Genomic DNA, 11146 nt, shown 5'->3' on the forward strand with positions numbered 1-11146 from the left:
CAATCAAATCAGTTCGAATTTCACTTTCTGGCCGTTCACGTGCAGATAGAACGCGCCGTTCTCCAACAGCCGCTTTCCCGTGTGGTCGGGGAACGACAGATCGCGCACGGGGTCGATCTCGAAGCGGAACACGCGGCTCTCGCCCGCCGGAATGAACTGCTTCTCGAAATGCTTCAGCTCGCGCACCGGACGCGAAATGGAGGCCGTCGGGTCCGAGACGAACCACATCACGGTCTCCTTGCCGTCCATCGCCCCGCAGTTCGACACCTCCACCTCGGCCGTCAGCCGTTCGCCGCGGCGCAGGGTCTCGCGGTCGAGCCGCACCGTCCCGTATTCGAAGGTCGTGTAGCTCAGCCCGTAGCCGAACGGGTACATCGGTTCGTGCCGGAGATTCTGGTAACGCCCCGACTTGGGACGCGCGGCCTGCCGCTGGTTGTAGTAGACGGGCTGCTGCTCGGCGCAGACCGGAAAGGTGATGGCCAGACGCCCCGAGGGGTTGACCTTGCCCGAAAGCAGCTGCGCGACGGCGCTGCCGCCCTCGGTTCCCGGCTGCCAGATCTCGACCAGCGCGTCGGCCGCGGGCTCGATGCCGCGCACGTCCACGGGACGCCCCGACGAGAGCAGCACCACGACGGGCCGCCCCGTGCGGGCCATTTCGCGCACGAACTCCTCCTGGATCGACGGCAGCGCGAGGCCGGCCCGCGAAGCGTTCTCACCGCTCCAGCCGCTCTTCTCGCCCACGCAGAGCACCACCAGATCGGCGGCACGCGCAGCCGCCGCGGCACGTGCGAACTCCGAACGGTCCTCGCCGTCGAAATCGCACCCTTTCACATAGTCGATCCGGGCCTTTCCGGCGAACTCGGCCTTCACGCCTTCGAGGATCGTCACCACGTCGCCGGCCTCGCCCTGACCCCACCACGAACCCATCAGGTCCGCGCGGTTGTCGGCCATCGGCCCCATCAGCGCGATGCGCCGCACGTCACCGGCGACAGGCAGCGTCGCACCGCTGTTTTTCAGCAATACCATGCTCTCGGCCGCCAGCTCCCGCGCCGCGGCACGCGCCTCGATCGACAGGTAGCGCTGCTCGTCGGGCAGCTCCTCGATATAGGGTTTCTCGAACAGTCCCAGCCGGAACTTCACGCGCAGGATGCGCCGCACGGCTTCGTCCAGCACCTTTTCCGGCACCCGTCCGCTTTCGACCAGCGCTTCCAGATTCTCCCGGTAAACGTCGTCCACCATATCCATGTCCAGCCCCGCCGTGATCGCCTTGGCCGCAGCCTCGGCCCGGTCGGCGGCCACGCCCTGCGCGACGAGCTGTTTCACGGCGTCCCAGTCCGAGACCACCAGACCGTCGAATCCCCACATGCCGCGCAGGATGTCGGTCATCGTATAGCGGTTGGCCGACGCGGGTACGCCCGAAATGTCGTTGAAGGCGCTCATCACCGTCGCAGCGCCGGCCTTCACCCCCATTTCGAACGGCGGAAGCGCCGTATCCCACAGCGTCTGCGGAGAGATTTCGGTGTAGTGGTAATCGCGGCCGCCGTCGGAATAGGCATAGCCCACGAAATGTTTCAGACAGGCGGCGATCGCACCGTCCGCCGTCAGGTCGTCGCCCTGATAGCCCTTCACCGCGGCGACGCCCATCATTCCGTTCAGATAGGGGTCTTCGCCGTAACCTTCGGACACGCGGCCCCAGCGGGCGTCGCGCGCCACATCGACCATCGGCGAGAAGGTCCAGTGCACGCCCGAAAGCCGCGACTCGCGCGCCGCGATGCGGCACGACTCCCCGACCAGCGTCTCGTTCCACGAGCAAGCCTGTCCCAGCGGAATCGGGAAAATCGTACGGTAGCCGTGGATCACGTCGAAACCGCACAGGATCGGAATCCCGAGCCGCGACTCCTCGACAGCCTTGCGCTGAATCCGGTTGTAATACGCCGGACTGGTGCTGCGGTAGAGCAGCGAACCGATCATCGGACTCACGGCCTTCGTCTCGCTTTCGACGTTGTTGACGTTCATGTTCTTTCCATAGGTCCACTGCGTGACCTGCATCACCTTCTCTTCGAGCGTCATGCGTCCCAACAGGTCCTCCACGCGGTCTTCCACCTCCGCCGCGGGGTCCTTGTAGACCTCCCGGCCGGAACATCCCGCCAGACCTGCCGCCGCCACGAGCAGCCACAGGGCGATTGCTTTTCTGTTCATCGTAACTAATGTGCCTTTTTTTGTTGAGTCATAAAACGGCCTCCGCCCGTCACAGGACGGAGGCCGCAGGGTATGTCTGCGTTCCCGGTTATTCGAGGAACTCGATATCGTCGTAATAAACGGTCCGGTTGTTGGTTTCGGCGTCGAAACCGCTCATCCCGCCGGCGATCATGTTCAACAGAGGCCGGAACTGAACCTGGTTGAACTCGCTGCAATTGCTGAACCCGTATCCGCAGCCCTCCAGATCGTAGACGAACACGTTCCAGTCATCCGTCTTGATCAGACGCTTCCATTCGGACGCCGAAGCATTGTTGTTCGCAAATGCCTGCCCGTTGATCTTGCAGGGCATCTTGTTCGGATTGCCCGACTTCGGAATGAGCATACGCGGATAGTACTCGTTCTTACCCAGATAGACTTTCACCTGGATGGCTTTATACTTCACACGCTCGGCGCCTGGAAATTTAGGTTCAAGATAAACATCGAAAAAAGCCGATGTTGGAGTCGTCGTCTTGGACATATCCACTTTCAACACCTTACCGCTCGAATTGCTCGCCGTAGGATACGGATTGTTGACCAGCGACAGCGAACCGGCGTTAGCCTCCTTAATATAATCCGCCGAAAGCGACGACAGCGTTTCGAAATTCTCGAACATGTACCCCACGGCATCCTCGCTCACCTCGACCGTCCACGAAGCGTTCTTCTTCTCGCCCTTGGCGTTGACGCCCTCGTAGGTCACCGCATAGGTTCCGGCCGCATCGAACGTATGCCGGAACTCCGCGGCCGCCGACACCGCGTCGCCGCCGACCTTCCATGCGTGCACGAGGCCCGTGGCGCCGCCCTTCACCGTCGCCGTGATGACCACCTCGTCACCCGCGGCACTCCGGAGCGTCGAGCCGTCGGCCTTCGAAAACTCGATCTCCAACGGTTTCTCCTCGACCCCTACCGTCCACGACGAGGTCTTTTCCTCGCCCTTGCCGTTGACGCCTCGATACGAAACCGTGAAAGTCCCCGCTTCGTCGAACGTGCGCTTGAACTCCGCGGTCGTCGAAACCACCTCGTCGCCGACCTTCCATGCGTGCACGAGGCCCGTTCCGCCGTTCTTCACCGTCGCCGTGATGGCCACCTCGTTCCCCTGCACGCAGGAAATCGTCGCATCGGTCACCGAGAATTCGATCTCCAGCGGCAGTTCGTCTACCGTCACGGTCCACGTGCGGTTCACCGACACTTCGTCGGCATTCACGCCGCGGTAAGTCACCGTATAGGAGCCCATCTCGTCGAAGGTATGCTTGAACTCCGCGGTGGTCGAAACCACCTCGTCGCCGACTTTCCATTCGTGCACGACCTCCTTGTCGCCGGCCACGACCGTCGCCGTGATGAGCACCTCCTCGCCCGGCAGGCAGGAGACGGTCTCCTCCTCGTTCGAGAACTCCACTTTCAGGGGCGATCCCTCGACCGTCACCGAATAGTCCTTCCCGACCTTTCCGGCCGTGTTCGAAGCCTCGAAACGCACGTCATAGGTGCCTTTGGCCTTGAAAACATAGGTCATCGAAGCTGTCGAGGCCGCCAGTTTCCCATCGACGAACCAGCCGCAGCTGAGCGGTCCGGGGCTCTCGATCACTGCCTCGAAACGCACGGCGTCGTCGACATAGGCCGACACGGCGGATTCCGTGACGGGGAATGTCACCTGCGGCATGACGGCCGGCTGTTCGTCCGTCGTGTCGTCGCCGCCGCATCCCCACATCGCAGCCAGTCCCGTCAGCAGGACCGCCTGCATCCAAATTATCTTTTTCATCGTCATTCGCATTTCAGTTTACTCCAAAAACTCGATATCGTCGATATACACCGTGCGGGTGTTGGTTTCGGTCACAGGCCCCGAAGGGATATTCGTTCCGTTTTTCTGGTACAGCGGTCTGAATGTCAAGTTCTTCGTCGGATCAAGTTTCGTGTCGAATCGATATTCCAATACCTCCCATTCATCCTTGAACTGCGGATCAGTAACCGATGCATATTTTTTTCCGGCATAATCCATATGCGGATAATACTTATTTTTGCCCAGATAGACCTTGAACCGGATGCCCGTGTACTTCGTCACGTCGATCTTGTCAACCGGTATATCTTTCAGTTTCAAGTCGAAATACCCCGACGTGCTACCCGTGCCCGTAACATTGTCCCGGAGCACCTTCAGACTCGTGTTGATCCCTTCGGGTTTGGGATTGTCCGCCAGTTCGATACCCGGAGTATTCTGTTTCAGGGTCCACCACTTGGGCAGCTCGGTGTAGTCCTCGAAATGCTCGAAGAGCGCTCCCGACGGAACCATCGTCACGGTCCACGTGCGGTCCACGGTCTCCTGCTTGGAGTTCACGGCGTGGTAGGCGATCGTATAGGGTCCCTTGCCGTCGAAAGCGCGGCTGAACACGGCGTCGGTCGAGACCGTCTCGCCGTCCACTTTCCATTCGTGCTGCACGCCCGTGCCGCCGTACTTCACCGTGGCGATGATCTCCACGACGGCGCCGTCCTTGCAGGCGATCGTCTCGTCGTTGTTCGAGAAACCGATCTCCAGCGGACGCTCCGTGGCCTGCACCTCGAAACTCTTCCGGAAAGTCCCGGCAGCATTCGTCCCCGCATAGGCCACAGTATAGACCTTGGCTTCGGGCAGGTCGAACGTGTCGAAATAGGCTTTGTCCGACTTCACCTCGCCGTCCACTTTCCATTCGTGGACGACATCCGACCCGGCATCGACGACGGCCATCACTTTCAGGACATCCAGCTGACGGCGCACGATGCGCGTCGAGTCGCCCACCGAGAGGTGCATTTTCAGCACGTCGGCGACCTTCACGGCATAGCTTTTCTCCACTTTCCCGGCGCCGTTGCGGGCTTCGAAGCGCACTTCGTAGTCGCCCGGAGCGCTGAACGTATAGGTCATCTCTGCGGTCGAGGCTTCGAGCGTTCCATCGACATACCATCCGCAAGTGAGTTTGTCGCCGCTCTCGATGTCGGCCCGGAACTCCACCGGATCGCCGACGACGGCCGTCAGCGAGGTTTCCTGCACCGGGAACGTCACCTGCGGCGCCGTATGCTGCAACGGGGTCACATCCTCCTCGCAGCCCCACAGCGCCACGATCCCCAGCAGCAGAATCACGTTTGTCTTCAATAGGGTTTTCATAATCGGTCGGTTTTATTGCGCATCGTAAAAGCGGGTCAGCTGATAGACGTTGCCGTTCAGCGCCTCCATATTGTCCAGCAGGGGCGTATAGTACTGGAAATCCCAGGTCACCATGCCCTTGTTCGAATCGCGGTTCGAGGGGTCGGTGTTCTCATTCTCGGGGTCGTTGTCCTGATAGGTGAACCAGTGCCAGCCGACGCACACCTTGCTCTCGATGAGTTTCAGCGCGAAGTTCTGGTAGAAATAGCCGCGTTCGGCCTGCGTGCGGACGTTCCATCCGGCCCCGGTGGTGTTCGGAAGCTCCGAATCCTCGCCCTTGGTGTAGAACTCCGTCACGAAGAACGGCTTTCCGGACCACGCGCCCCAGTTCTGCACGGCCTGCGCGTCGGGCTCCCATTTCTGGTAGTGGTTGATCGAGAGGATGTCCATGTACCTGCCGGCGGTCCTGAACAGCTCGTCATTCGCCAGTTCGTAGTTCCACTGGTTGAAACGGCAGCCCAGGTAGAGGTGGTTGGGATCGTACTTTTTGATCGCCGCGGTCACCTTTTCCAGATAGACCTCCAGACAGTAGGCGATGAAGGCGCGGCGGTCGGCGTCCGTAGCCTCGGAGAGCTTCGCTCCGGTCTTGCCCTTGCGCCGGTCGAGCCACTCCTGAGCTTTCTGATGGTTGACGTGCGTTGCGGGCCACTTCTCCAGGCAGCGGTCCAGCGCGTAGTCCTTCCACGGAATCTCGTTGTCGGTGAAATAACCGATGCAGTAGGGATCGTCCTTGTACTTGGAGACGGTCTTGATCTCGCTTTCGACGTACTCGTCGAATTTGGGGTGGAAGACCATCGCGAAGTCGTTGGGATAGCCCTCCCAGCCCGACCAGTTCGCGCCGGCCTCCTCGCCCGAGGACTTGATGTAGCCGTTGAGCTTGCCCATCGGGCTGACGATCACCGTATAGGGCATCGGCTCGGCGAGCTTGCGCACGGTCTCGACGTTCGACCAGGCCCCCAGGCCGTTGAACCCGCGGGCCTTGAGCATCGAGGTCTCCTGACGGGCCCACTCCGAGGCCGATCCGAACTTCTCCTGCAGCTTGGCCTGCTGGCGGTCCGAACCGCCGGCGCTGAACACAGCCACGCCCTTGCAGATGTAGAGGTTGCCCTCGGGGGTTATCATCCACCAGCGTCCGCCGATCTGCTGCGTGCGGAAAAATCCCGTCGCCGTCAGCGACGAGACCTTCCAGCCGCCGTACTTGTCGGTGGCGGGATCTTCGCCGGGCGTGAAGCCGTGGATGCGGTCGACCGTGTAGGCGAGGTAGTCGCCCCACGCCGAGGTCTTGTTCTTGCGGGCGCGCACCTCGTGGGGCGGCTCCACGTCCGAGGGCGTATCGTCGTCGGAGGGATAGACCTCGGGCAGCGCATAGGTCTTGTCTTCCGCGCAGCCGGCGGCCAGAAGCGCGGCGGCAGCGGTCAAAAGCAGGTATTTCAGCGGTTTATTCATGGCTATTCGGTCGTTTTCGGTTTGCTTCGGCCTTCTCCGCATCCAGATGGCGGATCAGCCGGTAGGTGCAGTCGTTCAACTGCTTCATCTCGTCTAACAGGACGGTGTAGGGCTCGAAATTCCAGGCCACGACGCCCTTGTTCGAATCGCGGTTCGAGGGGTCGGTTTTCAGATTCTGGGGATCGTTGTCCATGTAGGTGAACCAATGCCATCCCACGCAGTTGCCGCTGCGCAGCAGCTCCGTCACGAAATTCTGGTAGAACCAGCCGCGGTCGGCCTGCGTCCGCACGTTCCATCCGGCGCCGGTGTTGTTCGGCAGCCCCGAGTCCTCGCCCTTGGTGTAGAACTCGGTGATGATGAAGGGCTTGCCCGACCACTTTTCCCAGTTCGCCATCCACGCGGCGTCGGGTTCCCACAGCCGGTAGTGGTTGATCGAGATCACGTCCATATACCTGCCGGCCACGGCGAAGATCTCCGGACTGGCCATCTCCTGATGATGCTGGTTGAAACGGCAGCCCAGATAGAGGTGGTTGGGATCGTACTTGCGGAGCGCCTCGGTGACCTTGCGCATGTAGGTGTCGAAATAGAAGGTCTGGAACGCCTTGCGGTCGGCGTCGGTGATCTCCGCCGCCGGAGCGTCTTTCACGCCCTTGCGCTCGTCGTACCACTTGCGGACGGCGATGTAGGCATCCTCGTCGTGCGCCAGCAGCGTCAGGTGACGGTCCAGCGCATCGTTGACCCACGGCAGCTCGTTGTCGGTGAAATAGCCCAGCAGGTATTTGTCGTCGCGGTACTCGGCGACGGGGCTGACGGCCCGGTCGATCACGGCGTCGAACCCGGGATCGAAAACCATCGCCAGGTCGAAGCGGTAGCCCTGCCATCCGGCCTGCTTGTACTTGCCGCCGAAGTGCCTGCGGTGCTGCGAGCGGTACATGCCCATCGGACTCACGATCACGGTGTAGGGCATCGGACGCTCCGACTCGCGGACCGTCTTCACGTCCGACCAGGCGCCCAGCCCGTTGAACCCGTAGCGGCGCAGCATCTCCTGCTGGTCGGCGGCCCATGCGGCACGTGTCCCGAACTTCTCTTCGAGGGCCTTCTTCTGACGGTCCGAACCGCCCGTCGTGAAGACAGCCACGGCCTTGTGGATGAAAGGCCATCCCTCGGGGTCGATCAGCCACCAGCGGCCGCCGATCTTCTGCGTGCGGAAGAATCCGGTGGCCTCCTGCCGGTCAACCATCCAGCCGCCGTAGACGCTCTGTTTGGGATCGCTTTTCCGGCAGTTGAAACCCGGAAGGCGATCGACGGTCTTCGCCTCGTAGCTCTTCCATTCGGGTTTCTGCGCGTTCTCCCGAGCCTCGACCCGGCGGTACTCCGGAGCCTTGGCCGCGAGGCTCCCGGCGGCCAGCACGGCGGCCGCCAGAAGCGTCAGTCTGTTCAAAAGTCGTTTCATGCGGCTATTCGTAGTTAGCGGGATTCTCGTCCTGCCACTCGTTCACGCCGTCGCGCACGCGGTTGCGGAACGTCAGCGTATCGGTGGCGTGATAGATCAGGCCATCCTTCTCGTACTTGTATTTGAGATAGATCCGACGGTTCTGCAACAGCTTCGCACGGTTGAACGAGCACTCGCCGTCGGCCTCGACCGCATAGTCGGCACCGTCCGCGGCGCTCACCGTAATCGCCCCGTCCGCGCCCTGCGTCAGCTTGAGCTGGGCCTTCGAACCGTTCAGCTCGCCGCCCACGGCGTTGGCCGTCAGCGAGAACGGCGCGACGGTGGTCAGCGTCCAGACGCGCGTCTCGGACTGCGGGACGGTCGTATAATAGGCGATGCGGTTGACCTCGGCGCCCGAAGCGTCCGTCACGACGGTCTCGCCGCCGTGCCAGTAGTTGCCGAAGAGCATGTTCTCATAGCGCACGCCGATCACCGAAGTCTCCTTGCCGGCGATCAGATTGGTGCCGTTGCCGTCGGTCAGACGCAGGGGGATCACAAACTTGGGCAGCGTGCGCGAAGCGTCGGCGAGGAACTTCGCGGAGTCGATCTTGATGACGATCTGCCCCAGGTGCGAACCCCGGCGGATCGTCACGCGGCCGTCGGTGCCGCCCTCGGGCAGCAGCTTATACTCCTCGGCCGACAGCGCTTCGAGCGAGCCGAGCGGTCTGGTGAGGTTCTGGATGTAGGAGAAAACGTGGGTTTTCATCGCCTGCAACGTAGCGTCGCTGACCAGCGAATAGTCGATCTCGAAGCTGATCGGACGGTCCACGGAGTTCTCGATCGTGCCGCCCAGCGCCACGCCCGTGGAGAACTTCATGCCCTCGCCCACGATGACCGACCGGACATCGGTCTGATTGGCGAAACCCACGGCCTGCGTGTCGTTGTCCTTCACATAATCGTCGTAGCACGATGTCAGCGCGGCGGTTGCGGCCAATATGAACAGGTATTTTTTCATGTTTTTGCGGTTTTTCCGGGTTATGATTTACTGCCAGTTCTCCCAGCCTTCGTTCTGCACGAGGCCCTCGACGTTGAGCATCTCCTTGTAGGGGATCGGGAGGTAAGCCGACGTGAACGAGCGCTTTTCGACCACGTGGTCGAAGTCGTACTCGAAATCGCCGTTCTGTTTGCGGGTCACCTGCACGCCGTGCACCTCGCGGTTCAGCTCGCCGAGCGTCGTCGTCCAGCGGCGCAGGTCGAAGAACCACGTGCCCTCGAAGCAGGTTTCGATGCGGCGTTCGTTGCGCAGGAACTTGTCGAAAGCCTCCTTGCCGGCCAGCGACACCTGCTCCAGATAGGGGTCCGACTTGATGCCCTCGGCACCGTCGTAGGTCGTGCGGCTGCGCAGCCAGGCGATAGCCTCGCGGGCCGTCAGGCCGTCGATCGGGGCGTTGGGGCCGCCGACGCGGTTGGCCGCCTCGGCGAAGGCCAGCACCATGTGGGCCCAGCGGATGAAGAATTTCGAATGCGGCATCTTGTTGACCGAGGTCTCGGACCAGTTGAGGCCCATGTAGACGAACTTTTTGATGTGGTAGTTCGTCAGCGAGTTCTTCGAACTGGTTCCGGCCGCATCCTTGCCGCCGTTGGACCAGTTCTCGAAAGTGTAGGTCTTGCTCGTCTGCCCCGTAACCACCGAACGGCCGTTGTAGAAGATCACGCTGTAAAAGCGCGGGTCCCGGTTGAGGTAGGGATTCGCGGGGTCGTAGGCGTACTCGGGCGACTCGCCGATCGGATAGCCGTCGGCCATGCCGAAAGCATCGACCAGCTCCTGCGTGGCGCCCATCGTGCCGTTGCCCTGGAAGCCGCCCGGATAGAAGGCGCGTTCCATGTCGTCGTTCGAGGATTTGTAGCGCGAGGCGTAGACGATTTCGGGGTTGTTGGGGTCGCACCAATCGACCTGCCGTCCGACGGAGAAGCCTCCGGAGACGTTGTCCACCGTCATCTTGAAATCCATCACCTCCTTGGCGCATTCGGCGGCCTTGCGCCAGCGCTCCACGTCGCCGTCGGGATTGAACCGCGGGCTGGCCCACGTGAGGTAGACCAGCGCCTTGATGGCCACGGCGCTGATGCCGTCGAGACGGCCCCAGTTCTGAGCCCCCAGCACGCGGCGGTCGTCGGCGTTCGGCACCAGGAAGTCGCGGTGCGCGATCGGCAGATACTTGTAGGCCGAATCGCAGTCGCGCAGGATCTGCGCCACGCACTCGTCGTAGGTGTTGCGCTCGAAGCGCAGGCCGCGCATCTCCTCGGGCGACATCTCCCAGACACGCACGGGTTCGAGCAGGATGGGATACCCCAACAGGCGGCCGTCCGTGCCGCGTCCACCGAACTTTTGCAGCAGGTCCCACTGGAACCAGGCGCGCAGGGCATAGGCTTCGCCCCAGAGGCGGTTGCGGAGCAGCTCGTCGAGGTGCTCGTCGAGCATATAGCGCATGTTCAGGCCGCGGTCGTCCTTGAGGAACATATTGACGTTGTAGATGCCCTTGTAGTCGCGGTCCCAGTAGGTTTCGAACGGGTCGTTCGTGGGGCTCGTGACGCCGACGGCGAAACGCCGCAGGACATCGGTCGTCGAGGTGCGCACGGCGTTGTCCGTGGCGCAGTCGAGGTAGGCGCCCTCGTTGTCGTTGTAGTTCTGGGCCATGTAGTCGTAGCACTTGCCGATGAGGCCCTGCATCGTCGTCGGGTTGGTCAGGATGTACCCCTCCGAGCGGATCGCGCTGGGATAGGGATCGAGGAAATCGCTGCACGAACACATCGCACCGACTGCGGCCACGGCCAATATCTGAAATAAGGTTCTTTTCATCGTCGTCTCA

General features: G+C 61.8%; 7 protein-coding genes. All 7 read right to left on the bottom strand.

What is annotated here, in order from left to right:
- Positions 1-3: 3 nt before the first annotated feature.
- Positions 4-2199 (bottom strand): glycoside hydrolase family 3 N-terminal domain-containing protein, encoded by a 2196-nt coding sequence (locus NQ519_RS02400; protein ID WP_019149659.1) that lies wholly within the window; start codon positions 2197-2199, stop codon positions 4-6.
- An 88-nt stretch (positions 2200-2287) separates the two neighbouring features.
- A complete protein-coding gene (locus NQ519_RS02405; protein WP_227901044.1) occupies positions 2288-3991 on the bottom strand; it encodes a PKD-like domain-containing protein in 1704 nt (567 codons plus the stop codon).
- Positions 3992-4009: 18 nt separating this feature from the next.
- Complete coding sequence (locus NQ519_RS02410; protein WP_019149657.1) at positions 4010-5362, bottom strand: PKD-like domain-containing protein; 1353 nt, start codon at positions 5360-5362, stop codon at positions 4010-4012.
- Between the two features lie 12 nt (positions 5363-5374).
- Positions 5375-6847 (bottom strand): hypothetical protein, encoded by a 1473-nt coding sequence (locus NQ519_RS02415; protein WP_019149656.1) that lies wholly within the window; start codon positions 6845-6847, stop codon positions 5375-5377.
- Positions 6840-8300: a hypothetical protein gene (locus NQ519_RS02420; protein ID WP_147513135.1), complete on the bottom strand. Its 1461-nt coding sequence runs from the start codon at positions 8298-8300 to the stop codon at positions 6840-6842. Before NQ519_RS02420 ends, NQ519_RS02415 begins: the two co-directional genes overlap by 8 nt.
- A 4-nt stretch (positions 8301-8304) precedes the next feature.
- Positions 8305-9294 carry a DUF1735 domain-containing protein gene (locus tag NQ519_RS02425; RefSeq protein ID WP_019149654.1) on the bottom strand — a complete coding sequence of 330 codons (990 nt, stop codon included), beginning with the start codon at positions 9292-9294 and terminating at the stop codon, positions 8305-8307.
- Positions 9295-9321: 27 nt separating this feature from the next.
- Positions 9322-11136 (bottom strand): RagB/SusD family nutrient uptake outer membrane protein, encoded by a 1815-nt coding sequence (locus NQ519_RS02430; protein WP_173390125.1) that lies wholly within the window; start codon positions 11134-11136, stop codon positions 9322-9324.
- Positions 11137-11146 lie beyond the last annotated feature (10 nt).

Source organism: Alistipes senegalensis JC50 (assembly GCF_025145645.1).
GTDB lineage: Bacteria > Bacteroidota > Bacteroidia > Bacteroidales > Rikenellaceae > Alistipes > Alistipes senegalensis.